Raw genomic sequence first — 26,032 nt, 5'->3', positions numbered from 1 at the left:
AAACATAGAAAAAAATTCCCCTCAAAGTGAGGGGAATTTTTTTAAAGAACAATCGCCGCGATCCAGCCAAACAAAATCAGCGGAATATTATAAAAGATGAATGTCGGAACACAAGTATCCCAAATGTGGTGGTGCTGTCCGTCTGCATTTAAGCCTGATGTCGGGCCAAGCGTGCTGTCGCTCGCAGGTGAACCGGCGTCCCCGAGAGCCGCCGCCGTCCCGATAATAGCGATGGTCGCCATCGGACTGAAGCCAAGCTGCATGCAAAGCGGCACAAATATCGTTGCGATAATCGGAATCGTCGCAAATGATGAACCGATCCCCATTGTGATCAATAAACCGACAATCAGCATCAGCAATGCGCCGATCACTTGATTATTGCTGATGAAACCTGTTGACGCTTCAACAAGGGCTTTGACATCGCCCGTTTTCTCAAGCACATTGGCAAAACCGGCTGCGGCCAGCATCACAAATCCGATAAACGCCATCATGTTCATGCCGTTTGTGATCAATTCGTCCGCTTCGCCGCGCTTCATCGCTCCGCTTAAAAACAAGACCGCCAAACCGCTGAGCGCGCCGAAGATCATTCCGTCGACGTCTAAACTTTGAGACAAATAAAGCTGTACGCTTAGTGATACAGCGATGGCCAAAGCGGCAATCGAAAGGCTTTTTTTCGTATAAGCCGCCGATTTTTGACCGGCGATTTCCTTCATTTCGTACGTGCGCGGTTTGCGGTATACAAAAGCAGCAGCAGCCAAACCGGCAATCATCCCGGCGATCGGGATGATCATGGCGATCGGAATATCAGCCAATGTGACCGAAAGGCCGGCATCTTTCATATTGTCTTTCAAAATCCCCTGGAAAATCTGACCGAAGCCGACGGGAAGCAAAACATACGGAGCTGTCAATCCGAATGTCATCGCACACGCAATCAGGCGGCGGTCCACTTGCAGCTCATTCAAAATTTTCAATAACGGCGGTATTAAAACAGGGATAAATGCGATATGAACCGGAACGATATTTTGAGACATACAAGAAATGATTAAAATCACGAAGACGATCAGCGCTTTTGAAAGGGTTTTGCGCCTTGTATCGCCTTCTTTGCCGATCAGCTTGACAGCAGCTTCAACCATGGCATCCGGAAGACCCGTTTTCGTCAAAGCGACCGCAAATGCGCCGAGGAGCGCGTAGCTGACAGCGACGGTTGCGTTCCCGCCGAGTCCTTCCGTGAATACGCTGACCGTCTGGCCGAGACCGAGACCGCCCGTCAGACCTCCTGCAAGAGCGCCCACAATCAAGGCAAGAACAACATTGACTCGCAGCAGGCTTAATATAAGCATGACAATAACAGCAATCACAACTGCATTCATATTTGAAACCTCCGAACAAACGCTTTAGTTTGCTAATGTAGTAGATAATTAAAGTAATGAACGTATATTACCACATGTTTTATGAATGCGTCAATGAGGCTCTTCTGTATTTTTCATAAAAAAAATCCCCTTCTGTCAAAGGGGATAAAAACCTACAATTGATCCGAAAACCGCTCGACAAACGTGACAAGCGTCCTTACCATCACGCCCGTTCCGCCTTTCGGTCCAAAGCATGAACTTTGAGATGTCGTTGCCGTTCCGGCGATGTCAAGGTGAACCCATGGCGTCCGCTCGGCGAATTCACCGAGGAACGTTCCGGCCATAATCGCATGGCCTTCCCTGCCCGGTGAATTGTTAAGGTCGGCCATTTGGCTGTTTTTTACTCTTTTTTTGTCTTTTTCTGTAATCGGAAGCTGCCAAATCGCTTCTCCCGCTTCTTCAGCCGCCTGTCTCACCTGCTGATAAAGCGGATCATGATTTGTCATCGCGCCTGTCGTTTCCGTTCCCAGAGCTACGACGACACCTCCGGTCAGTGTCGCGACATCGATCAACACGGAGGCTCCGTGGTGCTTTGCATATGTCAGTCCGTCAGCGAGCGCCAGCCTTCCTTCGGCGTCCGTATTCAAGATCTCAATCGTCTTGCCGCTCAAGGAAACGATAACATCGTCCGGCTTCATTGCGCTTCCCGAAATCATGTTATCAGTCGATGGGATCACGGCAAGCACGTTTTGTTCCGGCCTTAATTCACCGATCGCTTCCATCGCTCCCAAAACGCTGGCGGCTCCGCCCATATCTGACTTCATGCCGACAATGCCGCTCTTCGTCTTAATCGAATAGCCGCCGGTATCAAACGTGATCCCTTTGCCGACTAAACCGATGACATCATCCCATGCTTCCTTTCCCTGATATTTTAAGACGATCATTTTCGGCGGCTCTTCTGATCCTTGGTTGACCGCGAGGAGACCGCCCATCCCGAGCTCTTCCATTTCAGCCTTTTCGAGAATTTCACATTCAAATTCGTATTTTGCTGCCAATTCAGCGGCGTATGACGCGAGATCCGCCGCTGTCAGCATGTTCCCCGGCATGTTCACGAGGGTTCTCGCCGAATTCGTCGCATTTCCGTACACCTGCCCGACATGCAGACTCGCCTGAATTTCCTTCAGGTCATGGTCTGTCAAAACATAGACGCTTTGCAGGCATTGATCAGGTACATTTGCTCTGTGCTTGTAATCCTGCACTTCATAGCATGACAGCATGCACGATTCAGCCAATGCATGCGCGGCGTCAGCGGCTGGTACCTCTTCAGATACGAAGCTGTCGAGCATGACGGTTAACTCCTGCTTTCGATCTTTGTGAATCTGCTGAACAGCTTCGGCAAAGCACTGTTTCGCATCCTCGAAGGTAAATTCCGCTTCACGGCCCAATCCGACGATATAGATGCGTTTGACTCCCTGAAGGGAAGGGGTAAATATTTTAGACACTTTCGTTTTTTTGGAAGATACATCCCCGTCTTTCAGCAGCTGAGAAAGCTGGCCGTCCAAAAGGCGGTCGATTTCTTCCGCCTTCCCGTACAGCTGGCTTTTTTTAAACAGTCCGATTAAAAGCGTTTCTTTTTTTTCGAAGTCTTTAAAGGCATAAAACATGCGTTCACAGCTCCTTATCAGCAAAGTGAGTAAAATTGAAACAACAATGTTATAATAGGAAAAACATTTTTTCCCGATGGGGTTTCATATTATATATTTTAGCAAATAACTGAGTGCTTTTTTGAATTCATCTCTATTTTCTTTATAGAAAGGATGTTCTGCAAAATGGAAATCCTCACAAACTTTCCTTTACTGGCGAGCTTTGCCGCGATCTTTTTCGCTCAGTTTATCAAGGTGCCCATTTACTTTGTCGTCTCGAAAAAATGGGATTGGCGGCTCGTCACAAGCACTGGCGGAATGCCGAGCTCACACTCAGCAGCCGTTACGGCGCTTTCAACCGGCGTGGCTCTTGATCACGGGATGGATTCTTCTTTGTTCGCCGTTTCCGCAATATTTGCCGTTATTACGATGTTTGATGCAACCGGAGTGAGAAGACATGCCGGAGAACAAGCAACAGTGATCAACCGGCTTGTCCGCGATTTTAACCGCTTTGTCAACGAAGCGAAAGATTTCCCTAAAAGCCATCAGGAAGAAAAACAGAAGAAGCTGAAGGAACTGCTCGGCCATCAGCCGATTGAAGTTTTTTTCGGCGGTTTGACCGGCATTGCCCTGACGCTGCTTCTCGATTACTTATTGATGTAGAGCAAAAAAACGTTTAAGACGCACAGGTCTTAAACGTTTTTTCTTATTCTTTCGCCATTTTATATTTTTGTCTGAATACTTGCATCGATTTATTTTCATTCAGTTTCAGGAGATCCTCTTCGGTAATGGTGCCGTTTCCTTTTTTAATGACATACACATCAAGTGTTTTTTTGCCCCACTCTTTATAAACATCTTCAACCGTCTCATAGTACAAATCAAGCCGGTTCCCTTTGATGGCTGATCCGGTGTCCGCAACAACGCCATAGCCGTAGTCCGGTATGAACAATATCGTGCCGATCGGAAAGACCGACGGGTCGGCAGCAACGGTTGAATATAAATCTCTTTTAACTTTGACTCCCGAATATGTAATCCCGTAATCTGGATGATGAGGCTGTTTTCCCGTCGATTCCGCCCCTGCTGTATATCCGGTCGCGGTGACTTTTTGCTTCGGATACTTGGTCCAGTCAAAGGCATCTTCAAGCGATTTCGGTTTGTTTTTAATTTGTTCTGCGGCAGACAGAGACGTTTTTTCCGCTTTTTCTTTCGGAAGTGATTTAAAGGTGAGCATCAGCTGTTTCAAGGACAAATCGCGTTCTTTCGCCCAGCTGGATATGTCCTGTGCTTCCACGCCTGAAACGGCAAAGAAGGTCGTCATAAAAGCAAAGACAAACAAAACTGTCATCAAGAAACGCCGGAACATTGTCATCACTTTTCTCAAATCTTCCACTCCTCTCACCATCTAGTTGTTTCCAAGCGGAAACAGAAATATTCAGATGGCGGAAAAATTTTAAGAAAAGTGAAAAAATTAAATTCAAAAAACCCTCTCCCTTGAAGAAGAAGGCTTAAAACATTTGATATCCCCTTTTTCGCAACGCTTTAATCGTAACACCCGACAACAGGGCTCCGGCCATTCCGCTGGCTAAAATGATGATATCGGCAGCTGCCAATGAAGCCACTCTGTCAAAAAGGCCGGAAAATGCCTCTCCCGGCGCCTCTACATAGCGAATCAGCTTTTCTTTATTCACAATGAAAAGGCATACAATTGGATAAATGACAGCCATGATCCATGACATCCTGAGCAGCATATTCAGCAGAAAACCGATGCCGAAAAACAGGACGAAAAATAAGACAACTGAAATGATGACAACTGGTAAACTAATCAAAGCCTCCACCCCCAATTCACCTCTTTTAGTGTACATTGGGGAAGGAACTTGAGTCAATCATTGGAAAGCGGCGATCAGCGGTCTTTTCCCGTTCCCTTGCAGTTGTTGCACGTTTCCGAACCACCGAGCAGAAGCTGAAAATAGCCTTTTCCCGAACAAAATGTACAGGTTGATTCAAGGCGATGGGTTGATGTCGTCTTCATTAGTTACTCACCTTTTTCTTAATTTTCTGATAATATATCATGAACATTGTCAATAATAAAGTCAGAAAATATAACAGATCATTCGATGTAAGCGCTTAAAAGCTAAGCTATCTTCCTTTTTCTTTCGTTTTTGAAGTTTTTAACCCCGAATAAAAAGCCCGCAGCTTCCGCTGCAGGCTTCGATTCCGCTTAGAAAAATTTAAACTTTCCTTTTTTCAGAACAAGTCCCGGCCCGCCGATCAGGAACAGCGAGCGGTTGTCGATAATTTTTTTCATCATGGACGCCGTCGTTCCCGTCATCTTTCTCCCGAATGCGACGCCGATTGCATCATGTTCGCCGAGAGAAGCGACAGAGCCTTTATTATCGAATGAGAACGTTTCCGTTTCTTTGCCGTGAATCAGTGCGGCCAAATTGTTTGCGCACGTTTCGCCCTGCTGCATGGAAATCTGCGCAGTCGGCGGATAAGGCCTTTCGGTTTCTTCATTTATGATCAGCGAGCAGTCTCCGATAACAAATATATCATCATGGCCTTCAACGCGCAGATCAGGTTTTACCTTCACACGGCCGCGCATGTTTTCAAAGCCTGATTCTTCTATGATCGGGTTGCCGCGGACACCTGCGGCCCATACGACAGTGCCTGCTTTGATTTCTTCGGTCTGATCGTCTTTTCCACAGATGATTCCGTCAGGCGTGCATTCTTTCACCGCCGTGCCGATTTTGAATTCAACGCCTTTTCCTTCAAGGTAGTTGACCGCATAATCGACAAGCTCCGGATCAAAGCCCGGGAGAACGGACGGCGCGGCTTCCACGCATATTAAACGAACCTGCTGGCGATCGATATCGTATTCGCGGCACAGCTCAGGAATGCGGTTGCCCAATTCGCCCAAAAATTCAATGCCGGTAAAACCCGCTCCTCCGACAACGATCGTCAGGCGTTCCGGGCGCTTCTCGGCTTCTGTGTTATACGTCGCAAACTGATATTCAATGTGCTCGCGAAGCTGCCGGGACGAGTTGATGTTTGAAATGGAGAAAGCATACTCTTTCAATCCAGAAATTCCGAAAGTTTCAGGGACGGCCCCCAGCGCTACGACAAGATAGTCGTAACTAAGCTCGCCGGTTTCAAGGACGACTTTCTTTCCTTCTTTATCGATTTTCTTTACCGTATCCTGAACGAAATTGACACGGGATGTATTGATGACGTCTTTAATCTGATAGCGGCATCTGTCATGATGAAGCGTACCTGCGCTCGCTTCGTGCATCCAGGTTGTCTCATAATGATAATTGTGCTTGTTGACAAGCGTAACATCCGCTTCATTGACGCCGATTTTTTTAACAAGTTTCGTAACGGTCATTAATCCACCATAACCTGCACCTAATACTACTACTTTTGGCTTATTCAACGGAATCACATCCACCTTTTCTGTATTTTACTGCTAAGCCGGATTAAAAATAGCCTTTGGGTTATCTTCTGCCGGCTTCAGGCTTTTTATGAAAAAAAGTTTGTGAAACCCTTCACTTTAATTTGCCGAACAACGGAATGTTTTTCGGCTGTGCGTCGAAAAATATTCACGAATCTTTAACAAAATGTTCACAACTACATCATAGCCGCTCGCTTTTGCTTTTTCAAGATTAAATATGCTCGGGCGGCAGACTTTAGATCAGACGGTAATATTTTCCGATCTTAAAAAAACAGACGCGCTCGTATTTATTTTATGTGATATGATATAATTAAGAACAATTTTCATTTAGGGGGCATTATTTTCATGCGTGAAGACTCAAAAGTATATGACATTACAATTATCGGGGGCGGCCCTGTCGGCTTGTTTACCGCATTTTACGGCGGAATGCGGCAAGCGAGCGTCAAAATTATCGAAAGCCTGCCGCAGCTAGGCGGTCAGCTGTCCGCTTTGTATCCCGAAAAATACATATACGATGTAGCCGGGTTCCCTAAAATCCGCGCTCAGGAGCTGGTCGACAATTTAAAAGAGCAAATGGCGAAATTTGATCAGACCGTTTGTCTGGAACAAGCCGTCGAAAGCGTTGAAAAACAAGCAGACGGCATTTTCAAGCTCGTCACCAACAAAGAAATCCACTATTCTAAAACGGTGATTATTACAGCTGGAAACGGAGCATTCCAGCCGAGAAAGCTCGAGCTTGAATCTGCGGCTCAATACGAGAATGCAAACCTTCATTACTTTATAGATGATCTGAATCAATTTGCGGGCAAACGCGTTGCGGTGTTGGGCGGCGGCGACTCCGCCGTCGACTGGGCGCTCATGCTGGAACCGATCGCTAAAGAGGTGTCAATTATTCATCGCCGCGATAAATTCCGCGCACATGAACACAGCGTCGAAAACCTGCACAATTCAAAAGTCAATGTGCTGACACCGTTTGTTCCGACCGAACTGATCGGCGCCGAGCGGATTGAACAGATCGTCATCGAGGAAGTGAAAGGCGAGAGAAAAGAAATCATCGATGTCGACGATGTGATCGTCAACTTCGGCTTTGTTTCATCTCTCGGACCAATCAAAAACTGGGGGCTTGAAATCGAGAAAAATTCGATCGTCGTCAAGTCCACAATGGAAACGAACATCGAGGGATTCTATGCAGCCGGCGACATCTGCACATACGAAGGAAAAGTCAAGCTGATTGCCAGCGGATTTGGAGAAGCACCGACCGCTGTCAATAATGCAAAAGCTTACATGGATCCTAAAGCGCGCGTGCAGCCGCTGCACTCTACAAGCATGTTTGAAAACAAATAAAAATGAAAAGGAGCCTGACACCGGCTCCTTTTCATTATATGATATTCAAATATGAGAAGATCGTTCCCAAAATCAGCACAATCGTTAAGATACCGACCACTCCCGCCGCAGTCAAGACAATCCGGTCCGTAATTTTCTGTGCTTTTGGAAGCGGTTTTTCGCAGCCGCATGCTTCACAGACTTTTGAATCGTAAGGCGTAAGCCCGCCGCAGCTTCTGCAGTTGATTTTTTCCATGGTTGAACCCCTTTTCTTTACTGGGCTTGGACTCTAAATAAACCTGTCCAGTATAGAATAACAAATTGACGAATAGAATGTCTTAAGATTCACAAAATATTCTTAAATGAACTCCAAAAAACCCTTGTTAGGAAGTGACGATATGTCTTACTACAACAATCGCAATCAAGAGCCTTTGCCAAAGGAAGATATCAGTACGTGGGAATGTACCGCTGAGGACTGCAACGGATGGATGAGAAAAAATTTCACGAGCAGCGATCGCCCTCTATGCCCTCTGTGCAACAAGGAAATGGTAAGCGGAAGCCGCTATATCACCTCAATCACCAACAACACGAGCAATCTCAACCGAATCTTTAACCAGAAATAAACACGATTGTTCCGGAAGCCCCGTTGCAAAAACCTTGCTCAGCACTTGAGCGGGGTGGCTGCATTGCTGCCTTCCGGCATTTCCCGAGCGAAGCGGAAAACAGATTATGTTAAATCTTTTACCAAAAGAATCTCATCCCGAATCGGAATGCCGTTATCAGCGGCAAAGGGAATTTCAGGCTTTACTTTTCTTGCTTCTTCAACTGCGTTTACATACAGCTCGGCCATTGTATAGCCTCTCTTTTGATAAAACATAAACGCCCGCATATTATCGTTCGTCGTGATCAGTTTAATCGATTGACACTGTTTTCGCTTTGCAGCACGTTCCACTTCGTTTAAAAGGAGTGAGCCGATCCCTTTGTTTTCGGCAATACTGTCCAAGGAGACGACTTCACATTCGTTTCCGGCGATGAAGTACGTAATCAGGCCTTTTATATCGCCTTTTTCATCTGTCACAGCGAATCCTTCCAATTCATCGCAGCGGAATGTTCCGTGTGAATTGACCATGTCCGGACTTCCCCAATGCTTATGAAAAAACGCGGTAACGTCCGCTTTTGACAAGCCGAGCGTTGATACGAGTTTCATTTCTTTCCCCCCAGATCATAATAAAACGCCTTTTCGTCACGATGATGCATCGCAATGAAAGGCGTTTTTCTCATTCCATATCGTTGACCTGATGCCAATATGTCAGCACTCTTCAGGCTTCCCTGCATTCACTGCGGTTCTGAATGATGATCCGCAGCCGCATGAAGCGATGGCATTTGGATTATCGATGGTGAAGCCTCCGCCCATCATCGATTGTTTAAAATCAATGACCGTACCGTTCATAATATCCAGGCTTTCTTGATCTACAAGCACTGTGATTCCATGCTGGACGAATTCATTGTCGTCTTCGTTTTTTTCGTGTTCAAAACCCATGCCGTATGACAGACCGCTGCATCCGCCGCCTTTTACTCCGATTCTCAAGAATGCGTTCTCCTCTTCATGCTCTTTCATCATATCCTTGATATGAAGAGCAGCCGCTTCCGTGACCGTAACTGTTTTTTCGCTCATAACATCACACCTCCTAAAAGCTCATGTGTACTTTATTATAAAGTTGCACGCCCGATTTCTCAAACGGACCGACTCATGATATAAAAAACTCGCCTTCACATACCGTTTCAGCGGGTCCTGTCATCATGACGCGTCCGTCATTTTTCCAATTAATGATCAGATCGCCGCCGGCGAGATGGACAGTAATGTCCGTGTCTCGTTTGGAATAGCCGTTGAGTATCGAACTCACTGCGGCTGCGCAGGCGCCCGTTCCGCATGCCTGGGTAATTCCTGAACCCCTTTCCCATACACGGAAATGGAGTTCTTTGCCGTTTTCGACTTCAACAAATTCTACGTTAACCCCTTCCGGAAACCTTTCATCTTTTTCAATGAGCGGTCCCATCGACGTAAGCGGCGCTTTTTCAATATCGTCTAAATAAAAGACGATATGGGGATTGCCCATGGATACAGCGGTACCTTTCATTTCCCGGCCGCCGAATATCATCTTTTCATTGATCGTCTCCGATCCCTGTTCACCGAGCATTGGCATATCTGATTTGAGAAGGCGCGGTTCACCCATATCGACTGTAGCCGATACAACTTTTCCTTCCTTCACTTCAATCTCAGCCTTTACCAAGCCTGAAAGAGTTTCAATTAAAAAGGATGTTTCCTTCACCAGTTTATGTTCATACGCGTATTTTGCAACGCAGCGCAAACCGTTTCCGCAGTTTTTGCCTTCAGATCCGTCGCTGTTGAAAATCCTCATTTTAACCGGCGCTTGATCTGAAGGACAGATGAGTATCATTCCGTCTGAACCGATTCCGGTGTAAACGGAAGACACTTTGACGGCCAAATCTGACAACAGCTCCTCAGGGAGATGTTCTTCAAACTGATTGACGTATATATAGCTGTTTCCTAAGCCGTGCATTTTAGTAAAACGAAAAGAATTCATAGCCGCCTCCACATTTTTTTACTTTCTTCTAGTATAAAAGCTGAAAGGGATGGATACAATATGGCTATCCCCCGTTTTTCATACATAAAAGCTCCCTGCGTTCATTTGCAGGGAGCTTTTATCATGTTATCCGATAAACATACCGGCGATCGCCGCGCTTGTAAGGTTGGCCAATGTTCCGGCAGCAACGGCTTTCAAGCCGAGACGGGCGATATCGGAACGGCGGTTCGGCGCCATTCCTCCCAATCCTCCGAGCAAAATCGCCACAGAAGACAGGTTTGCGAAACCGCACAGCGCAAAGCTGATAATCGAAGCGGTTTTGACGGAAAGCTGATCAAACATCGGAGCAAAATTGGAATAAGCGACAAATTCATTCAGTACGAGCTTTTGACCGATAAAGCTTCCGGCCTGAACTGCTTCATCCCAAGGGACGCCGATGACAAAGGCGAGAGGTGCAAATACATAGCCGAGAATGAATTCAAGCGAAAGGTCTTTAAAACCGAACCATCCACCGATTCCTCCAAGAATTCCGTTTAAAACGGCAATCAAAGCAACAAATGCAAGGAGCATCGCACCGACATTCAAAGCAAGAGAAAGACCTGTTGATGCCCCTTTTGCAGCGGCATCGATGACATTTGCTGCGTCTTCGTCTTCAGCCATTTGAATATCTTTTTCTTCAATTTTCGATTTTTCAGTTTCGGGAATAAGCATTTTTGCCATAATCAAGCCCGCGGGTGCAGCCATAAAGCTCGCTGCAAGCAAATATTCGAGAGGAACCCCAAGAAGGGCGTAACCGAACAAAACAGAACCGGCCACTGATGCGAGTCCGCCTGTCATAACGGCAAACAGCTCCGACTTTGTTAAGTTTGCAATAAACGGCTTAATCACAAGCGGCGCCTCAGTTTGTCCGACAAAGATATTGGCAGCTGCAGAAAGAGATTCCGTTTTGCTTGTTCCGAGCAGTTTTGCCAATCCGCCGCCGATAAAGCGGATGATGACTTGCATGATCCGTAAGTGGTAAAGAACCGCAATCAGCGATGAAAAGAAGATGATAACAGGAAGAACGCTTAAAGCGAAGGCAGCGCTGTCTCCTACTTGCAAGAGAGGCCCGAAGAGAAAGCTGATTCCTTCATTCGCATAATTGACGAGATGCTGAACGGCTTTCGTAAACGAAAGAAACACTTCCCGCCCCATTTCCCATTTGAGAACGATGAATCCGAACAGGAGCTGCATCGCCAAACCGATTAAAATCGTTCTTATGTTAATTTTACTCTTGTGCTCAGAAAGCAGAAAAGCAATCGCGAAAATCGCCAGAATACCAAGAAGTCCCCATAAAATGTTCATGACCACACCTCTTATTATTTTTTAAACTTTTATTAAGATAACAATTAATGATTGGCCTGTCCACAAAAATTTTTAAGAATTTTTTCTCTTTTTATGTAAACCCTTTCAAACGAAGGCTTTGCATGAAAAAACGAGATCACCAAGATGACCCCGTTTTTAAATAAGTTCATTTTCATCAATGAACTTGTATATATTTTCGACCAATTCAGCCGGATTATTCGCTGTCACCATTTCTCCGTTTACAAGAGCATACATGGTCTGCATGCATTGTCCGCAGTAACTCAGGCAGCCGTATTCGACGACGTCCAGATTCGGATCTTTCTCCAATATTTCTTTTGCTTCCTGAGAACCTTGGGCAAGATTGCTGACGCAAAACTCAACGATTGGAAACACTTTATTTCACCTCACATCGCTTTTTTATCGTACCCTATTTACGTTTCAATAGTCAAAGTTTTAGGCTGAGGAATAAAGCTTTTGTAACATATTAATACCTTAAAGGGTTTTACTAATTATCGATTTAAAGCCGATATGTAGGTTATTTTCCCGAGAAATATTGTGATTTTACATCAAATTAGATATAATTCTAGAGGGTATTTACATAGTTTTTTAATTTTGCAATGAAAAAGGTTAGTTTCTTAATCTGAGGGGAAAAGGGGAATTACCAATGAGAAATTTAGTCTTGCTCGGCGGCGGGTACGGAAATATGCGGATCATTCATCGTTTGCTGCCTAACCAGCTGCCAGATGATGTGATGATCACTTTAATCGACAAAAACCCTTACCATTGTTTGAAAACGGAGTACTACGCACTGGCTGCGGGGACGATTTCCGATCATCATATCAGAGTGTCCTTCCCGGATCACCCGAAGTTAAAGATTGAATACGGGACGATTTCGTCTGTTGATTTGGAAGGAAAAAAAGTTTTGTTTCATGACAGGGAGCCGATATCTTATGATGACGCCGTCATCGGGCTGGGCTGTGAAGATAAATATCACAACGTTCCCGGCGCGCCTGAACATACCTACAGCATTCAGACAATTGATCAATCACGCAGCACTTATCAGGCGCTCAACAACTTAAATGCGGAAGCCACCGTTGCGATCGTCGGGGCAGGACTGAGCGGCGTTGAGCTTGCGAGCGAGCTGAGGGAAAGCCGAAAGGATTTGAACATCATCCTTTTTGACCGGGGAGAATTAATTTTATCGAGCTTCCCGAAGCGTTTGAGCAAATATGTTCAAAGCTGGTTTGAAGAGCACGGCGTCAAGATTATCAACTGCGCCAACATCACAAAGGTGGAAGAAGGCATCGTCTACAATCATGACGACCCGATTCACGCCGATGCCATCGTCTGGACAGCGGGGATACAGCCGAATCAAGTCGTTCGGGATCTCGATGTGGAAAAAGATCCGCAAGGGCGTGTCGTCCTGACACCGCACCATAACCTGCCGGGAGACGAACACGTTTATGTTGTCGGCGACTGCGCAAGCCTGCCTCACGCGCCGAGCGCACAGCTGGCCGAAGCTCAGGCGGAACAAATCGTCCAAGTGCTTGAACTGCGCTGGAAAGGCGAACCTCTTCCTGAAGCGATGCCGAAATTCAAGCTGAAAGGCGTGCTCGGTTCACTCGGCAAAAAAGCCGGGTTCGGTTTAGTTGCCGAACGGCCGTTGATCGGCAGAGTGCCTCGCCTGCTGAAATCGGGCTTGCTTTGGATGTATAAGCATCATAACGGATAAGATTGCTCGAAACCTTAGCGTTTTTTAATTAGGGCGCTCTCTCACCTTCAATGAGAGTACGCCCTTATTTTTGCGTTTTTTTATTTCCGCCAAAAAGTTGAACAGTCCGCCTTATCCGCAAGATTAAACTCGATCATTTTTTTAAGTAATGAGAAATCAAGCGGACGATCCCACGGGAAACGGACAAGCTGCTTCGTATGATCATAGCCGGCCTGCACGATTTCTTCAGAAAAACGATCAATTCCCGCGCTTTCAGGGGCAACAGCCAGGTGATGTTTCGCTGTGCTGAAACCGATAATAAAAGTGCCGTGATCGGTAAACATAGGCTGATTCCAGGCGATTTTCGGCGTTAAATTTGGAAATGTCTCCGCTGTCCAACTCAACACTTCCTCCATCCGGGCTCGATGTTCCGGGTGATCAATTCCTTCTAAATATTCTGCAAAAGCTTCCATGTTGCTCCCTCCTAAAATTAAAATGATGCTAGAACTTTGTTTCGCAAATGAACCCTTTGTAATAAGTCTATCCTTGGAACAGCTTCATTCGAATTCCCACAGATAAGATTCTACTCAAAAAAGCCCCCTTGTCATCGGCGAGCTTTCTTGAATTGAGCGTCATACCTATTATAGCGTTTCCATGCCTGTCCGCTTTTTATAAAGCTATTAAAAACTCCATCATCGTTTCATAAGCAATTTGCGAGGACTGCCGGTTGTATTTTACGGAATACGGGTCGCTAAATCCATGCTCACCCTTCAGCTTCACCGTTTTGACATTCTTTGATTCCAATTGGGATATACACGCGGCAACGTCAAAGGACTGCTCTTTTTCCGGGAAAAAAAGCAGTGCCGGACATGAAGGCGATATGTTCAGATAGTCTCTTATCCGGGAGCCGTAGTATCCGGCGATCCCATTGACACGCTCATCTTCGCTGCAAAGCCAGGCAGCGGTTGCTCCGACGCTGAACCCGAGTAAGATGATCTTGCGATATTGACGATCCAGCTTGGATATGATTGTATTTATTTTGCGCAAAAGACCGGGGAAACCGACGTTTTCCATAAAAAAAAGATAAGCCGCTTTTTCTTCAGCGTATTCAAACGGTTGATCCCGATTTAACAAATTGGGGCAAATAACATCAAAGCCCTGCTCAGCTATCAATTGGCAAACATCGTGCATGTGCCGGTTAATCCCGTATATTTCGTGCAGCACGATAACCGCTGTATCGGATTTATTTTGAATATGTATCATGTACTGACTCCTTGTCTCTCATTGCTGCATAAAAAAAGGGCGCCGCCTTCGGCGCCAGTTTAACAGCTTGTACGGCAACAAATCAGGTTATGCAGTCTTTTGCAAAGCTGCAGGCGCTTTACCATCAAAGCTGTCGAGAAAAATCGCTCTGCCCGCCATCAGCTGGGCCGGCTTATCGTCAAGAAAAATGGCACGACCGGCAAACTCGGCATTTCCCTTCGGCTGAGACGAAAAACTTAAAACGACAAGGCTGGCAAAGACGGCAGTCAACGCAACGGCAATCATCTTTTTCACTTTAGCTCCTCCGTTCTTTTAAGAATTTGGTCTCTTGCATGATGAGATTCTTCAAAATATTCGGCAGCTTTGTCTGCATCTCCATTTTCTTTATAGTAAAGTGCGATATCAAATGTTAATTCCGCTACATCCGTCCAGAGATTGATCGTTTTAAGATATTCTAAAGCATGTTCAACCGTAAGTGGATCCTGTTCATCATACAGAGCATGAATAAGTTTAAATTTCGACAAATATTCCCTTTCTCCTGCTTTTTCCGCGCGGAAAAATCCTTTTTCATACAATTTGCGGGCTTCTTTGACAACATTTGATTTGTATAGCACATGTGTCAGTTCAAACATGGAGTGGATGCCGTAAACCGATTCTTCATGCTCTTTGATAAGCAGCGCTTCTTTGAAATGATGTTCGGCCAAGGTGAGGAGATTGCGATTGACATAGCTCAATCCTAAGTTGTGGTGAGCCATACCGAGGAGAACGTGGTGCTTGATCAGTGCCGCGTCTTTTAGGGCTTGCTTGTAATGCTGTTCGGCTTCATCAAAACGAAATAAATCGAGTTTATTTGCTCCGATCAGCATATCGTTGCTGATCGCTTTTTGAATATAGTCATCATGTGTTTTGAAGGTTTTTAGAGCTGTTTTTGCATGGTTTAAGGAGAGGAAATTCTGTTTGATTTGATAGTAGGCGATAGCCAGTTTGTAATGGAATTCGGCGATTTCGATTTGATCGGGGATTGTTCTGAGCTTTTCTTCGGCTAGTTTATAATAATTGATGGCATTTGTATAATCCTTTTTATGAAATTCGTACATGCCTGCGAAAAAGAAATAATAATATTCGATCATGTCATCTGTGCTTTGCATATCTGCTTTTTGCTCCTGAATATCTTCGAACAATTTGGTGGAAGCTGCAAACTCTTCTGTCAGCAGTTTGTGCCGATAGTCTAAAAGATTAAAATAAAGAAGCAGATCTTGATTTTCTTCCATATTCGGCAGCCGGTGCTCAATGTCGTATTTAATCGAGACCGCTTGTGCCACTTCATGGCGCTTGATCATGACATACCATTGATTAAGCATTCCCGCGACTTCCTCATAAGCAATTTTTGTCTTCAATCGTTTATCCTTCCTTTCCTCCCATGTCTCTTCCTTTTTATGGGTTGTTTTTCATTTTACAGAATCGCTTATTTTTTGACAATCACTTTTCTAAATATTGGCTTAATTTCCTAAAATAACTCAAAATTCTGACATCAATCGTAACCATTTTCTGTATTGTTGCAAATCTCTCAGAAAGTATTTTCGTTTGACATTGTTTTTGATGACATTTTATAATTATATATGTAAATATCAACATGTTCGATTTTACAATAAACAAATAAGGAGCGGTTCATATGAATCAAGATGTCAAAGAGTTTGTCGGAAGCCATATGATCTATACGTATGAAAACGGATGGGAATATGAAATCTACATTAAAAATGACCATACCATTGATTACCGCATTCACAGCGGAATGGTCGGGGGACGCTGGGTTCGCGATCAAAAAGCCGATATCGTCAAGCTGACTGAAGGCGTCTATAAAGTATCATGGACAGAACCGACAGGGACTGACGTTTCCTTGAATTTCATGCCCAATGAAAAGCGGATGCACGGCATCATCTTCTTCCCTAAATGGGTTCATGAACGCCCTGATATCACAGTCTGCTATCAAAATGACCACATCGACTTAATGGAAGAATCGCGCGAAAAATATGAGACGTATCCAAAATATGTCGTACCGGAATTCGCCGATATCACATTCATTGAAAATGCCGGAATCGATAATGAAGATCTGATTTCAAAAGCCCCTTATCCCGGAATGACGGATGACATCAGAGCCGGAAAACGAGTATAAATGGGAAAAGGGCTTTTCATTAATGATATAATGACTGGACTTTTGTTAAGTCATGCAGCAAGGCTTTAATATCATCTTGCGATAAAGGGACAAGCATTTGATCGTAGAGGGTGATGATCTGTCCTCCCTCGTCATGCTCATGCTGCCTTAAATACTGCTGCAAAGCCCTGAGCTGGTTTTCTTTCAAGCTGGTCTGCGTTTGAAACTGCTTGATTTTCTTTAACGAAAAAACATTCATTTCGTCATCAAAATCGCCTGACATGATTTGACCCTCAATGCTGGACATGCTGGCTATCCCTCCTTATTGACGATTCGGCTGGTAGTTAGTCTGTCCGCTTTAAGAAAAGTACAATCATAAAAAATAAAACAGCAAGGGACAGATCTGTCCCTTGCTGTTTATCATGCAGGCTTATAACCTTGCTTTTCCATTTCTTTATACACGTCTTTCAGCTTCGGATTTCCTTCGCCGACTACTTGATCACCGACCATGATGAGCGGATAAAAATATTCGTCGTTCAGGATTTTTTCGGAGATTTCCTGTTTTTCAGGATCGTTTTCCGGCGGCTGATGGATATCAATGTACGTGATCGAGAAAGGCTGGTCGGGATATTTTCTTTTCAGGGCGGCTTCGAGCCACTCATACGTTTCTTTTGATGACGGAAGGTTGACACAGCTTGGACAAAGAACGTCGGCACCGTAAACAAAAAGCTCGGCTTGTTTTTTCATCAGCGGCAGCTCCTTTCTCTTTGTCTTTTATTTTATTCTATTTTGTCCTTTCGCTCCATATTGAAATGAAAATCGCTTTTTGTCTTTGCCGGCAAATATGATATAATATGTGGGAAAACGATTGAAACCAAACAATAGCTTTTTATTGTTCGACTGAATATAATGGTTGTATGATTTGAAAGGAGCGATACGAATGACGACAGAGGTCGAAATGAAAGAACAAGTACAGGAAGTACTGGACAAACTTCGTCCATTTCTACTCCGCGACGGCGGTGACTGTGAACTCGTCGATGTTGAAGATGGCATCGTCAAGCTTCGCCTGCTCGGCGCATGCGGAAGCTGCCCAAGTTCCACGATCACCCTTAAAGCTGGAATTGAGCGCGCCCTTTTAGAAGAAGTTCCGGGCGTCATTGAAGTTGAGCAAGTATTTTAATTTGAAGAGGCTGCCGTTCATTACGGCAGCCGCCGATTGTTGACAAAATCCCAAAACGACTTTTAGTTTTGGGATTTTGTCATCCTTTCAGCGTGATTGAAAACCCTTGCAGTCTAGGAAGGCCGAGCATCGGAGCAGACTTTCACAGGAGGTGATGACGGCGGCGTTCAGGCAGGACACCTGGGCGGTTAGCCGCCGATCCTTCCTCTATTCGTGAGCACCGACGCGCAGGCCTGACAACGAATGCGAGGGTTTGTCGACACGCTGAGGCTGCCGTTCATTACGGCAGCCTTTTCTTTTTTATAAATACGCTTCAAACCAGCCTGCAATATACTCAAGCCGTCTGATCCGCTGCTTCGGATGCCCGCTTCTTGATAAATCGTGCGACGCATTCGGGAATCTGACGAGTTTTACTTCTTTCCCCATTTTTTTCAATGCCGTAAACAGCTGCTCCGCCTGTTCAATCGGGCACCTGTCGTCCCGTTCGCCATGGAGGATGAGAAGAGGTGTCTCCACCTTGTCCGCATATTTGAGCGGCGAATGCTCCCACAGTTTGCCGGGATTTTCAAAAAGGTCCGCTCCGATCTGCCAGTCTGTGAAAAAATAGCCGATGTCGCTTACCCCGTAAAAACTGATCCAATTGGAAATGGACCTCTGCGTCACCGCGGCCTTAAAGCGATTCGTGTGGCCGACAGCCCAGTTTGTCATAAAACCGCCGTAGCTTCCTCCTGTGATTCCGAGCCTTTCTTGATCGATGAAATCATATTGTCCCAGCGCGTGGTCAACAGCTGCCATTACATCTTTAAAATCTCCCCCGCCGTAGTCGCCTCTCACCCGGTTGACAAAATCCTGTCCGTAGCCGTGGCTTCCCCGCGGATTGACATATACAACGGCGCTTCCCTTTGCGGCCAGCACTTGAAATTCGTGAAAATAAGCATTCGCATACATGGCGTGAGGACCGCCGTGCACTTCCAGAATGAGCGGATACGTGTTTCCTTTTTCATATTGAGCAGGCTTTATCAGCCAACCGTGAATTGTCAAACCGTCCGCTGTCTGAAATTGAAGCTCCTCCGGTTCCGATATGATATGCTCTTCCGTAAACGCTTGGTTGGCATCTGTTAATCGCTCCGCTGTTTCTTCACCCAATGGGAGATGGTAAAGTTCGCTCGGCCGGACAGGCAGGGCTATCGATGCCGCAAAACTTTTTTCATCCGGATGCAGGCTGAATCCGTTCAGATGCTCTTTTTCCAACCGGACCGGATAAGCAAGACCTTCGATTGATATGTAGTAAATGCCTGTCGAACCTTGGTCAGATCCAATGACATAAAAGCCGTTTCCGTCTTTGGTCCAGGCCGGTTTCGGAAGAACGCCTCCGACAAGGCTGTCCCCTGCTACTGCATCGCTGAGATGGACATCAAGCATTTCCGTCAGACACGTTAGTTTTCCTGTTTCGATATTATACAGCCATGCTTTATCAAGCGTGGCGTTTTGAAATTCCTTTTCGTTTCCGATGAATGCAAGGTGTTTGCCGTCAGGAGAAAACGATAGTGAAGAAAAAACGCCGTTTTGACCTGTCAGGCGCTTCAAATCACCTGTCGAAAGGTTCATCAAATAGACATCGTTCACACGCATATCCGTCTGATTGGCACAAAATGCAATCCTGCCTCCGCACGGTGAAAATGCGTGGCTGAAATGGTCGCGTTCTAGATCGGTCAGCTGTTTTATCTCCCCGGTTTCCACTTGAACGAGGGCAAGCTGCGTATACTTTCCCCTTTTAAACCCTTGGCCGTCTAATTTATACGACAAAGAATCGACTTCCAGCGGTTCGTGATCTTCAATCTCCGTTTTTTTCTCATCGTCGACGCTTTCCTCTTTCGTCAGCCTCACTGAACAAAGCAATGACTTGCCGTCAGGCGACCATTCAGGCTGTGATACATCATAAGGAATATCGGTCACTTTTCTCGCTTCTCCTCCGGCGGCGCTTATCACGTAAAGTTGTGTGGTTTCCTCGCGATTAGACGTAAATGCAAGGGATTTGCCGTCGGGCGACCAGCGCGGATGCTGGTTTCTTCCTTTTCCAAACGTCCATTGTACTGACGCTTGTTGTTTGCGGTCGTAGACCATGATATGCGAATCATAAGAGTCCTGTTTTTCGTTTACTTTTGTTTGTACGTAGGCGATTTTTGCACCGTCAGGCGAGTACTGCGGGTCGGTAATGGATACAAGCTTGATGAGGTCTTTTTCGGTTATCAGCTGCTTCATGTTCGTTTCTCCTCCTCTATATGTTTGTCATACTATTTCGACTTTCTAAATAAAAATCCTTGTTTTGAAGGCAAACAAAAAAAGAGCCGAAAAAGCTCTTTTATCGTTAAACACTGTTTACTGAATTTCTTTCAACGATAATGCCTGTATCCGGGACATGAAGGCAGTCCACTTCACAATGCGGAAACTTAGAAGCAAGCTGATCTCTCAGCGCGTCTCCCTTTCCTTTTTCAATAAAGGAAAGGATCGTCGGTCCTGCTCCGCTTAAAGCGGTCCCAAACGCGCCGTTCTTGCCTGCTTCATGCTCCACTTTAGAAAGCTCAGGGACGAGCGCCCTTCGGTAAGGCTGATGAAAGAGGTCTTTTTGCATCATGCGGCCGACAAGCTTCCAATCTTTCGCCATCAGTCCGGCGACGAGCATATTGCTGACCGCGCTTGCTTCCACCGCTTTCGGATAAGAGAGGCTTTCGGGAAGAACATCCCGCGCATCTTTTGTCAGCACTTCATAAAAAGGAATGACGACAACGACATCCAAATCGATGTCTTTCATCGAAACCATCTCTGTTTCATCTTCTTCATGAAGTCCGATGACAAGCCCGCCGAAAAGCGATGCTCCGGCATTGTCAGGATGGCCTTCTTCAAGGCTTGCAAAATGGAGTTTCTCGCGGTCAGAGAGCTTTAAATCGGCAAGTTCGTTCGCCAGCTCAATCGCAGCGGCAATTGCGGCTGCGCTGCTGCCGAGACCGCGCGCCAGCGGAATATCGCTCCACACTTTGACGAGGCTTGGCGGAAGGTCTTTTCCGAAGTGTGCGGCGGTCCGTTTGGCCACCTGGTAAATTAAATTATCCGTCCCTTCAGGAATTCCCGCTACGACTTCTGTTTCAGCCTCAAAACGCCACTCATCATGAGGAAAAACAGACAGTCTCAAATAACGGGACAGCGCCATGCCGACTGAATCAAAGCCCGGGCCCAGATTGGCCGTGCTTCCGGGAACCGTAACGGAAAACAGCATGTCAGCCTCAGTCATACACGAGCGGCTCCTTTTAAGTGTTCGAGAATGGCTTCTTCATCTGTCGGCAGTGTGACAGGTTTGATCTGCGACACATCAACGGCTGTGTTCGGATCTTTCAAGCCGTTTCCGGTTAAGACAGCGACAACTTTCGCCCCCGGCTGAATCTCTTTCGTTTCCAGCTGTTTCAGTACGCCGGCAATAGATGCGCACGATCCCGGTTCTGCAAATACGCCTTCTTCTCTTGCCAGGAGCTGATAAGCGTGCAGGATCTCTTCGTCTGACACTTCATCGATTTTTCCGTTCGATTCTTTTGCAGCATTGACCGCTTTGTCCCAGCTTGCCGGATTTCCGATTCTGATCGCTGTCGCAATGGTTTCCGGCTTTTCAATTACTCTGTTTTTGACAATCGGGGCCGCGCCTTCCGCCTGAAAACCCCTCATGACCGGCAGGCCTGTGCCGTTTTTCTCATGATATTCTTTAAAGCCTTTCCAGTAAGCCGTAATATTTCCGGCATTCCCGACAGGAATTGCAAGGATGTCAGGCGCTTCGCCCAGCTGTTCACAGATTTCAAAGGAAGCGGTTTTCTGTCCTTCAATCCGGTAAGGATTCACAGAGTTGACGAGTGCAATCGGCTCTTTCTCGCAAATGCTGCGCACCATTTTCAGGGCATCGTCGAAGTTTCCGTCGATCGCAATGATTTTAGCGCCGTACATGACGGCTTGGGCCAACTTTCCGAAGGCGATTTTGCCGTCCGGAATAATGACGATGCACTTCATGTTGGCGCGGGCCGCATAAGCCGCAGCAGCAGCTGACGTATTGCCGGTCGAAGCGCACATGATCGTGTCATTGCCTTCTTCTTTCGCCTTGGCGACCGCCATGACCATCCCGCGGTCTTTAAAGGAGCCTGTAGGATTGACACCCTCTGTTTTGACATAAAGCTCGATTCCGAGCTTTTTCGAAAGATTTTGCAGATAAATGAGTGGGGTATTTCCTTCGTTCAGCGTCAATTCCGGTGTTTTGTCCGTTACTGGCAAATATTCTTTATATTGATGGATGAGTCCTTTCCACATTAGCTCCAACCGTTCCCTTCTACTCGATAAGTGCTTTTCACCTGATCAACAACCTCAAGATCATTCAGCTTTTGCAAGATATCCGTAAAATCCTCTTCTGACGTATGATGTGTCACAATGACAATCTCAGCCAGGTCATCATGGCCTTTAATCGGAAGCTGCAGAATTTTTTCAAAACTGACGCCTCTTTCCGAAAAAATCGATGTGATTTTTGAAAACGAACCGACCTGATCTTTAACATGAATTCTTAAAAACTGCTGGGCGAAGATTTCAGAAGGTGCCTTGATCTTCTTTTCAAATTGCGGATCGACAAAGCTGCTGCCGTTCACGCCGAGACGCATGTTTTTCATGACGGAAACCAAATCTGATACGACGGCGGTCGCAGTCGGCATGCTTCCTGCGCCAGGCCCGTAAAACATCGTTTCCCCGACGGCCTCGCCATACACGTAAACCGCATTGAATTCATTATGGACGGAAGACAGCGGATGATGCTCCGGCAACAATGTCGGCTGGACGCTCACTTCGACTTTTTGTCCGTCGCGCTGGGCGATGCCGATCAGCTTCATCGTATAGCCGAGCCGTTTGCTGAAATTGATGTCTTCATCAGACACTTGGGAAATGCCCTTCACTTTGACATCGTCAAGATCGACATTCATTGAGAAACCGAGCCTGGCCAAAATCGCCATCTTTCTCGCCGCATCAAGACCTTCAACATCAGCTGTCGGGTCCGCTTCGGCGAAGCCGAGCTCCTGCGCTTCTTTCAGCACATCAGCATAAGGCGCGTTTTCTTTATTCATCTTCGTTAAAATGAAGTTGGTCGTTCCATTGACGATTCCCATCATTTTCGTAATCCGGTCTGAAGCCAGCCCGTCTTCCAGGCTTCGCAAAATCGGAATTCCGCCGGCGACGCTCGCTTCAAAATAAAGGTCGCAGCCGTTTTCTTTCGCGGCAGCCGTCAGTTCCGATCCATAGAGGGCGATCAAATCTTTATTCGCTGTCACGACATGTTTTTTCGCCTGAAGCGCGTCAAGCAAATAGCGTCTTGTCTCCTCGATTCCCCCGATGACCTCAATGATGACATCCACTTCCGGATCTTGAATGACATCATAAGCTTCCGTCGTCAGAACATCTTTGGAAAGGTCGACATCCCTCTTCTTATCTTTATCTTTTACAAGAACTTTTTGAATCGTAACAGGGCATCCGACTTGGTGTGTCAGCTTATCCTGGTGATCCTGAATAATCTTCACCACACCGCTCCCGACTGTTCCTAATCCTAGCAGCCCCACTCGTATCGCCTTCAATGAAATTCCACCTTTCTCTCTCTTATCGTCCTCTCTCTAAGGACATTTGTAAACACAACGCAGACATTTAAGTTACAAACATTATAATGGGGGATTCTTTTTTTGACAAGATGACATTTGCTGAAAAACAAATCATGAAAACGCTTTATACATTGATATAATAAGATTCTATATATTCAGAAATATTTTTGTGAGAAAATCTTCCGACCCGTCAGGCCGGCCGGAAGAAACATCAAATCTCGGTCTTTGCCGGCTTCCCTCCCAGGACAAGCGCAATATTTTCCGCACAAAGCCTCATCATGGCTTCTCTCGTTTCGACAGTGGCGCTGCCGATGTGAGGCAGCGCGGTCACTTGCGGCAGATTGGCGAGCGGGTGATCCTGCTGCACGGGTTCTTCCGCAAAGACGTCGAGTCCTGCGCCGGCAATATCTTTTTCGATCAGGGCTTCATATAAATCGTCTTCATTCACAACCTGTCCTCTTGAGACATTGATAAAAATAGCGGAGCGCTTCATCCTTTTGAATGCGCTGCGGTTAAACAGATGCTTCGTTTCCTCAGTCAGAGGCGTCAGGCATACCACAAAATCCGCCTGTTCGAGCAGTTCGCCAAAGGATAGATAAGTTGCCCCCAGTTCGGCTTCCGCCTCGGGATTGCGGGTGCGGTTATGATATAAAATCTCCATGCCAAAGCCTTTCGCCCGCCGGGCGACGGCTTGTCCAATGCTCCCCATCCCGACGATGCCAATCGTTTTATGATGGATATCCGCTCCGGCCAAAAGCAGCGGCCCCCAGCCCGTCCAGTTACCTTGTCTAATCCAGTCGCTTGCCTCGACGATTCTGCGCGCGGATGCCATCAGCAGAGCAAACGTCAAATCTGCAGTTGACTCTGTCAGCACGCCGGGCGTGTTGCAGCAGATGACGCCATGCTTTTTCGCAGCCTCCACATCGAGGTTGTCATAGCCCACCGCCAAATTGGCCACCACTTTTAAATGCGGCGCACCTTTTAAAAGCTCCTCATCAACTGTGTCGGAAAGCATCGTCAACAGTCCGTGCGCCTTTTTTGCCTTTTCCGCCAGAACGGCGCGCGGGCACGGTTCTTCTTCCTTTTCCCACATCTCAATACGGGCTTCTTCTTTTAACGCAGAAAGCTGTTCTTCCGGTAATTTTCTCGTTACATATACAAACGGTTTGTCCATGCTGCCTCGTTCCTTTCTAAGAGTAGCTTCCAATCTAAGCATATCGAAAAAATCCGTAAATGTTAACATGAAGAAAAGAACACCGCGGCGTCTATGGTGTCCTTTTCAGCCAATTGACAGGCGGCATGCTCATAAATCCTGCGGCTCTCATGCCTGCCATTTCTTGAAAGGCGTTCAGAAATTGCTCATAAGCCGGCGCTCGAGACAATAAATGGTCGAGTCTGCTTTCAAAATAATGGTGCTCTGATTCAGGAGAAATATAATACCCTTCAACCGTCTCAAAATAGTGGAGCGGAAACAGAAGCCTGCTGTACACCAGCCGTTTAGAAAATGAGGAAAGCGGCGCGGCTTGTTCGTATTGCTGAAAAAACAATGCGATGTCATTGAAGTTTTTCCTTTCGTGAAACAAGCTTCTGGCATATTCCGCAAGATCCCTGGCCGCATGATCAAACACCCATTCCATCGGGATTTTAATAAGCGGCTCGCGCCTTAAAGCCTCGCAGGTGAGCCGCTGCTGGCAAATCGTCCCGGAGTCGGCGGCCTGCGGCTGATCATCCAATTCGGTATCGGCCAAATATTGAATCGCATTTTCGGTTAAACCGAGATAATAAGGAAACGATTCGATAAAATGTTTTTCAAAAGGCTGCAGCTGTCTTGCCTGCGTTTTTTGGATCCAGAATTGTTCCAGCTGGTCGAGCCGTTTCCCCCAAAGTTCTTTCCACTGCCCGATCCGCGAGGTTTCTTTTACCTCATAAGGGTATCCTCTTCCCTTCTGATGAAATTCAGCCAGCTCCGCCCCAAATGAAACGGAGCTGTTTGTCATGCGGGGAGCAGCTTGAAGCAGCACATATGAGGCGCCATTGTCCTCAAATGTCATCTCCCCATCCTTTGTCAATATAAAAGATGAAACGTATGGGTCGCGCTGTTCTTGCAAATACTGACTCATACTAAACAATTCCGCCAGCTCATCCTGACTCAAGTGGGATACCGGGACGATCAAAAACATCGAATTCGGGGTATGAAAAGCCTGATAAGACAAGTATGAAGTAAGATCGCGAATATGGATTCCGAATTTTTCTTTGATCAGCTCCTTCACGGACATCACTTCCTGATAAATTTTTCTCCTTCTACACATCGTAATCATGAAGGGATTCGATTATGAATCGATTCGGA

Annotated in this window: 29 protein-coding genes and 1 pseudogene; 6 read left to right on the top strand and 24 right to left on the bottom strand. The window is 46.2% G+C overall.

The window, feature by feature from the left end; genetic code table 11:
- Positions 1-41 precede the first annotated feature (41 nt).
- Both M1E03_RS04645 and M1E03_RS04640 read right to left on the bottom strand, forming a co-directional pair.
- On the bottom strand, positions 42-1,370 hold the full coding sequence (locus M1E03_RS04645) for a Na+/H+ antiporter family protein (protein WP_025809768.1): 1,329 nt from the start codon (positions 1,368-1,370) through the stop codon (positions 42-44).
- A gap of 152 nt (positions 1,371-1,522) precedes the next feature.
- Positions 1,523-3,013, bottom strand: a complete 1,491-nt coding sequence (locus M1E03_RS04640) for a leucyl aminopeptidase (RefSeq protein WP_020452817.1) — start codon at positions 3,011-3,013, stop codon at positions 1,523-1,525.
- A gap of 165 nt (positions 3,014-3,178) precedes the next feature.
- Here M1E03_RS04640 and M1E03_RS04635 point away from each other — a divergent pair, with 165 nt between their 5' ends.
- The gene (locus M1E03_RS04635) at positions 3,179-3,655 is read left to right on the top strand and encodes a divergent PAP2 family protein (protein WP_003184918.1); all 477 of its coding nucleotides are present in this window, start codon (positions 3,179-3,181) and stop codon (positions 3,653-3,655) included.
- 43 nt (positions 3,656-3,698) lie between these two features.
- On the opposite strand, the gene M1E03_RS04630 is transcribed toward M1E03_RS04635, so the two are convergent.
- The 4 genes from M1E03_RS04630 to M1E03_RS04615 form a co-directional block, all read right to left on the bottom strand.
- The gene (locus M1E03_RS04630; protein WP_023856175.1) at positions 3,699-4,364 is read right to left on the bottom strand and encodes a 3D domain-containing protein; all 666 of its coding nucleotides are present in this window, start codon (positions 4,362-4,364) and stop codon (positions 3,699-3,701) included.
- 133 nt (positions 4,365-4,497) lie between these two features.
- A complete protein-coding gene (locus tag M1E03_RS04625) occupies positions 4,498-4,818 on the bottom strand; it encodes a YuiB family protein (protein ID WP_011198260.1) in 321 nt (106 codons plus the stop codon).
- 74 nt (positions 4,819-4,892) lie between these two features.
- Positions 4,893-5,021 carry a YuiA family protein gene (locus M1E03_RS04620; protein ID WP_033155022.1) on the bottom strand — a complete coding sequence of 43 codons (129 nt, stop codon included), beginning with the start codon at positions 5,019-5,021 and terminating at the stop codon, positions 4,893-4,895.
- A 189-nt stretch (positions 5,022-5,210) separates the two neighbouring features.
- A complete protein-coding gene (locus M1E03_RS04615) occupies positions 5,211-6,428 on the bottom strand; it encodes an NAD(P)/FAD-dependent oxidoreductase (protein WP_162157327.1) in 1,218 nt (405 codons plus the stop codon).
- Positions 6,429-6,785: 357 nt separating this feature from the next.
- Here M1E03_RS04615 and yumC point away from each other — a divergent pair, with 357 nt between their 5' ends.
- Positions 6,786-7,784 carry a ferredoxin--NADP reductase 2 gene (gene yumC / locus M1E03_RS04610; RefSeq protein WP_023856177.1) on the top strand — a complete coding sequence of 333 codons (999 nt, stop codon included), beginning with the start codon at positions 6,786-6,788 and terminating at the stop codon, positions 7,782-7,784.
- A 34-nt stretch (positions 7,785-7,818) separates the two neighbouring features.
- Here yumC and M1E03_RS04605 read toward each other — a convergent pair whose 3' ends face one another.
- A complete protein-coding gene (locus tag M1E03_RS04605) occupies positions 7,819-8,019 on the bottom strand; it encodes a hypothetical protein (RefSeq protein ID WP_020452822.1) in 201 nt (66 codons plus the stop codon).
- Positions 8,020-8,161: 142 nt separating this feature from the next.
- Here M1E03_RS04605 and M1E03_RS04600 point away from each other — a divergent pair, with 142 nt between their 5' ends.
- Positions 8,162-8,386: a cold-shock protein gene (locus M1E03_RS04600; protein ID WP_020452823.1), complete on the top strand. Its 225-nt coding sequence runs from the start codon at positions 8,162-8,164 to the stop codon at positions 8,384-8,386.
- Positions 8,387-8,490: 104 nt separating this feature from the next.
- Here M1E03_RS04600 and M1E03_RS04595 read toward each other — a convergent pair whose 3' ends face one another.
- The 5 genes from M1E03_RS04595 to M1E03_RS04575 form a co-directional block, all read right to left on the bottom strand.
- Positions 8,491-8,970 carry a GNAT family N-acetyltransferase gene (locus tag M1E03_RS04595; RefSeq protein ID WP_020452824.1) on the bottom strand — a complete coding sequence of 160 codons (480 nt, stop codon included), beginning with the start codon at positions 8,968-8,970 and terminating at the stop codon, positions 8,491-8,493.
- A gap of 102 nt (positions 8,971-9,072) precedes the next feature.
- Positions 9,073-9,438: a HesB/IscA family protein gene (locus tag M1E03_RS04590; protein ID WP_020452825.1), complete on the bottom strand. Its 366-nt coding sequence runs from the start codon at positions 9,436-9,438 to the stop codon at positions 9,073-9,075.
- A gap of 73 nt (positions 9,439-9,511) precedes the next feature.
- Positions 9,512-10,369: a diaminopimelate epimerase gene (gene dapF, locus M1E03_RS04585; protein ID WP_101561510.1), complete on the bottom strand. Its 858-nt coding sequence runs from the start codon at positions 10,367-10,369 to the stop codon at positions 9,512-9,514.
- Between the two features lie 126 nt (positions 10,370-10,495).
- On the bottom strand, positions 10,496-11,713 hold the full coding sequence (locus M1E03_RS04580) for a NupC/NupG family nucleoside CNT transporter (RefSeq protein WP_020452827.1): 1,218 nt from the start codon (positions 11,711-11,713) through the stop codon (positions 10,496-10,498).
- Positions 11,714-11,869: 156 nt separating this feature from the next.
- A complete protein-coding gene (locus M1E03_RS04575; protein WP_003184941.1) occupies positions 11,870-12,106 on the bottom strand; it encodes a YuzB family protein in 237 nt (78 codons plus the stop codon).
- Between the two features lie 271 nt (positions 12,107-12,377).
- On the opposite strand from M1E03_RS04575, the gene M1E03_RS04570 reads away from it, so the two are divergent.
- The gene (locus M1E03_RS04570) at positions 12,378-13,445 is read left to right on the top strand and encodes an NAD(P)/FAD-dependent oxidoreductase (protein ID WP_458110699.1); all 1,068 of its coding nucleotides are present in this window, start codon (positions 12,378-12,380) and stop codon (positions 13,443-13,445) included.
- Between the two features lie 80 nt (positions 13,446-13,525).
- On the opposite strand, the gene M1E03_RS04565 is transcribed toward M1E03_RS04570, so the two are convergent.
- The 4 genes from M1E03_RS04565 to M1E03_RS04550 form a co-directional block, all read right to left on the bottom strand.
- Positions 13,526-13,897, bottom strand: coding sequence for an iron chaperone (locus M1E03_RS04565; protein ID WP_128823045.1), 372 nt, complete (start codon positions 13,895-13,897; stop codon positions 13,526-13,528).
- Positions 13,898-14,093: 196 nt separating this feature from the next.
- A complete protein-coding gene (locus M1E03_RS04560) occupies positions 14,094-14,687 on the bottom strand; it encodes a dienelactone hydrolase family protein (protein WP_105981203.1) in 594 nt (197 codons plus the stop codon).
- Between the two features lie 87 nt (positions 14,688-14,774).
- Positions 14,775-14,972 (bottom strand): hypothetical protein, encoded by a 198-nt coding sequence (locus tag M1E03_RS04555; RefSeq protein WP_154495611.1) that lies wholly within the window; start codon positions 14,970-14,972, stop codon positions 14,775-14,777.
- 5 nt (positions 14,973-14,977) lie between these two features.
- On the bottom strand, positions 14,978-16,084 hold the full coding sequence (locus M1E03_RS04550) for a Rap family tetratricopeptide repeat protein (RefSeq protein WP_020452833.1): 1,107 nt from the start codon (positions 16,082-16,084) through the stop codon (positions 14,978-14,980).
- A 275-nt stretch (positions 16,085-16,359) separates the two neighbouring features.
- On the opposite strand from M1E03_RS04550, the gene M1E03_RS04545 reads away from it, so the two are divergent.
- A complete protein-coding gene (locus M1E03_RS04545; protein ID WP_009329528.1) occupies positions 16,360-16,860 on the top strand; it encodes a phenolic acid decarboxylase in 501 nt (166 codons plus the stop codon).
- A gap of 19 nt (positions 16,861-16,879) precedes the next feature.
- Here M1E03_RS04545 and M1E03_RS04540 read toward each other — a convergent pair whose 3' ends face one another.
- Positions 16,880-17,146: a hypothetical protein gene (locus M1E03_RS04540; protein WP_023856183.1), complete on the bottom strand. Its 267-nt coding sequence runs from the start codon at positions 17,144-17,146 to the stop codon at positions 16,880-16,882.
- A 113-nt stretch (positions 17,147-17,259) separates the two neighbouring features.
- Positions 17,260-17,586, bottom strand: coding sequence for a YuzD family protein (locus tag M1E03_RS04535; RefSeq protein ID WP_075213854.1), 327 nt, complete (start codon positions 17,584-17,586; stop codon positions 17,260-17,262).
- Between the two features lie 134 nt (positions 17,587-17,720).
- Between M1E03_RS04535 and M1E03_RS04530 the strand changes: the two are divergent.
- Positions 17,721-18,019, top strand: a pseudogene (locus tag M1E03_RS04530) (NifU family protein).
- A 300-nt stretch (positions 18,020-18,319) separates the two neighbouring features.
- On the opposite strand, the gene M1E03_RS04525 reads toward M1E03_RS04530, so the two are convergent.
- From M1E03_RS04525 to yutH, 6 genes are all read right to left on the bottom strand, one after another.
- Entirely contained in the window at positions 18,320-20,281 is a 1,962-nt protein-coding gene (locus tag M1E03_RS04525; RefSeq protein WP_458110698.1) for a S9 family peptidase, read from the bottom strand.
- A gap of 106 nt (positions 20,282-20,387) precedes the next feature.
- Positions 20,388-21,308 (bottom strand): homoserine kinase, encoded by a 921-nt coding sequence (thrB, locus tag M1E03_RS04520; RefSeq protein ID WP_128823040.1) that lies wholly within the window; start codon positions 21,306-21,308, stop codon positions 20,388-20,390.
- Complete coding sequence (thrC, locus tag M1E03_RS04515) at positions 21,305-22,363, bottom strand: threonine synthase (RefSeq protein ID WP_026580069.1); 1,059 nt, start codon at positions 22,361-22,363, stop codon at positions 21,305-21,307. Before thrC ends, thrB begins: the two co-directional genes overlap by 4 nt.
- A complete protein-coding gene (locus M1E03_RS04510) occupies positions 22,363-23,664 on the bottom strand; it encodes a homoserine dehydrogenase (protein WP_020452839.1) in 1,302 nt (433 codons plus the stop codon). The genes thrC and M1E03_RS04510 overlap by 1 nt, the downstream gene beginning before the upstream one ends.
- A 232-nt stretch (positions 23,665-23,896) precedes the next feature.
- Positions 23,897-24,859: a 2-hydroxyacid dehydrogenase gene (locus M1E03_RS04505; protein ID WP_020452840.1), complete on the bottom strand. Its 963-nt coding sequence runs from the start codon at positions 24,857-24,859 to the stop codon at positions 23,897-23,899.
- 91 nt (positions 24,860-24,950) lie between these two features.
- Positions 24,951-25,961 carry a spore coat putative kinase YutH gene (gene yutH / locus M1E03_RS04500; protein WP_458110697.1) on the bottom strand — a complete coding sequence of 337 codons (1,011 nt, stop codon included), beginning with the start codon at positions 25,959-25,961 and terminating at the stop codon, positions 24,951-24,953.
- Positions 25,962-26,032: the final 71 nt, after the last annotated feature.

Source organism: Bacillus sp. PK6-013 (genome assembly GCF_054161445.1).
Note: the sequence above shows the minus strand (reverse complement) of the source record. Positions and strands in the feature narration are given on the sequence as shown.

What these genes read in the sequence shown, in the direction of transcription:
- M1E03_RS04645 (WP_025809768.1), bottom strand. Translation starts at nt 1,370, where the DNA reads ATGAATGCAGTTGTGATTGCTGTTATTGTCATGCTTATATTAAGCCTG.
- M1E03_RS04640 (WP_020452817.1), bottom strand. Translation starts at nt 3,013, where the DNA reads ATGTTTTATGCCTTTAAAGACTTCGAAAAAAAAGAAACGCTTTTAATC.
- M1E03_RS04635 (WP_003184918.1), top strand. Translation starts at nt 3,179, where the DNA reads ATGGAAATCCTCACAAACTTTCCTTTACTGGCGAGCTTTGCCGCGATC.
- M1E03_RS04620 (WP_033155022.1), bottom strand. Translation starts at nt 5,021, where the DNA reads ATGAAGACGACATCAACCCATCGCCTTGAATCAACCTGTACATTTTGT.
- yumC (WP_023856177.1), top strand. Translation starts at nt 6,786, where the DNA reads ATGCGTGAAGACTCAAAAGTATATGACATTACAATTATCGGGGGCGGC.
- M1E03_RS04605 (WP_020452822.1), bottom strand. Translation starts at nt 8,019, where the DNA reads ATGGAAAAAATCAACTGCAGAAGCTGCGGCGGGCTTACGCCTTACGAT.
- M1E03_RS04600 (WP_020452823.1), top strand. Translation starts at nt 8,162, where the DNA reads ATGTCTTACTACAACAATCGCAATCAAGAGCCTTTGCCAAAGGAAGAT.
- M1E03_RS04595 (WP_020452824.1), bottom strand. Translation starts at nt 8,970, where the DNA reads ATGAAACTCGTATCAACGCTCGGCTTGTCAAAAGCGGACGTTACCGCG.
- M1E03_RS04590 (WP_020452825.1), bottom strand. Translation starts at nt 9,438, where the DNA reads ATGAGCGAAAAAACAGTTACGGTCACGGAAGCGGCTGCTCTTCATATC.
- dapF (WP_101561510.1), bottom strand. Translation starts at nt 10,369, where the DNA reads ATGAATTCTTTTCGTTTTACTAAAATGCACGGCTTAGGAAACAGCTAT.
- M1E03_RS04580 (WP_020452827.1), bottom strand. Translation starts at nt 11,713, where the DNA reads ATGAACATTTTATGGGGACTTCTTGGTATTCTGGCGATTTTCGCGATT.
- M1E03_RS04570 (WP_458110699.1), top strand. Translation starts at nt 12,378, where the DNA reads ATGAGAAATTTAGTCTTGCTCGGCGGCGGGTACGGAAATATGCGGATC.
- M1E03_RS04565 (WP_128823045.1), bottom strand. Translation starts at nt 13,897, where the DNA reads ATGGAAGCTTTTGCAGAATATTTAGAAGGAATTGATCACCCGGAACAT.
- M1E03_RS04560 (WP_105981203.1), bottom strand. Translation starts at nt 14,687, where the DNA reads ATGATACATATTCAAAATAAATCCGATACAGCGGTTATCGTGCTGCAC.
- M1E03_RS04555 (WP_154495611.1), bottom strand. Translation starts at nt 14,972, where the DNA reads ATGATTGCCGTTGCGTTGACTGCCGTCTTTGCCAGCCTTGTCGTTTTA.
- M1E03_RS04545 (WP_009329528.1), top strand. Translation starts at nt 16,360, where the DNA reads ATGAATCAAGATGTCAAAGAGTTTGTCGGAAGCCATATGATCTATACG.
- M1E03_RS04540 (WP_023856183.1), bottom strand. Translation starts at nt 17,146, where the DNA reads ATGTCCAGCATTGAGGGTCAAATCATGTCAGGCGATTTTGATGACGAA.
- M1E03_RS04535 (WP_075213854.1), bottom strand. Translation starts at nt 17,586, where the DNA reads ATGAAAAAACAAGCCGAGCTTTTTGTTTACGGTGCCGACGTTCTTTGT.
- M1E03_RS04525 (WP_458110698.1), bottom strand. Translation starts at nt 20,281, where the DNA reads ATGAAGCAGCTGATAACCGAAAAAGACCTCATCAAGCTTGTATCCATT.
- thrB (WP_128823040.1), bottom strand. Translation starts at nt 21,308, where the DNA reads ATGACTGAGGCTGACATGCTGTTTTCCGTTACGGTTCCCGGAAGCACG.
- thrC (WP_026580069.1), bottom strand. Translation starts at nt 22,363, where the DNA reads ATGTGGAAAGGACTCATCCATCAATATAAAGAATATTTGCCAGTAACG.
- M1E03_RS04505 (WP_020452840.1), bottom strand. Translation starts at nt 24,859, where the DNA reads ATGGACAAACCGTTTGTATATGTAACGAGAAAATTACCGGAAGAACAG.
- yutH (WP_458110697.1), bottom strand. Translation starts at nt 25,961, where the DNA reads ATGTCCGTGAAGGAGCTGATCAAAGAAAAATTCGGAATCCATATTCGC.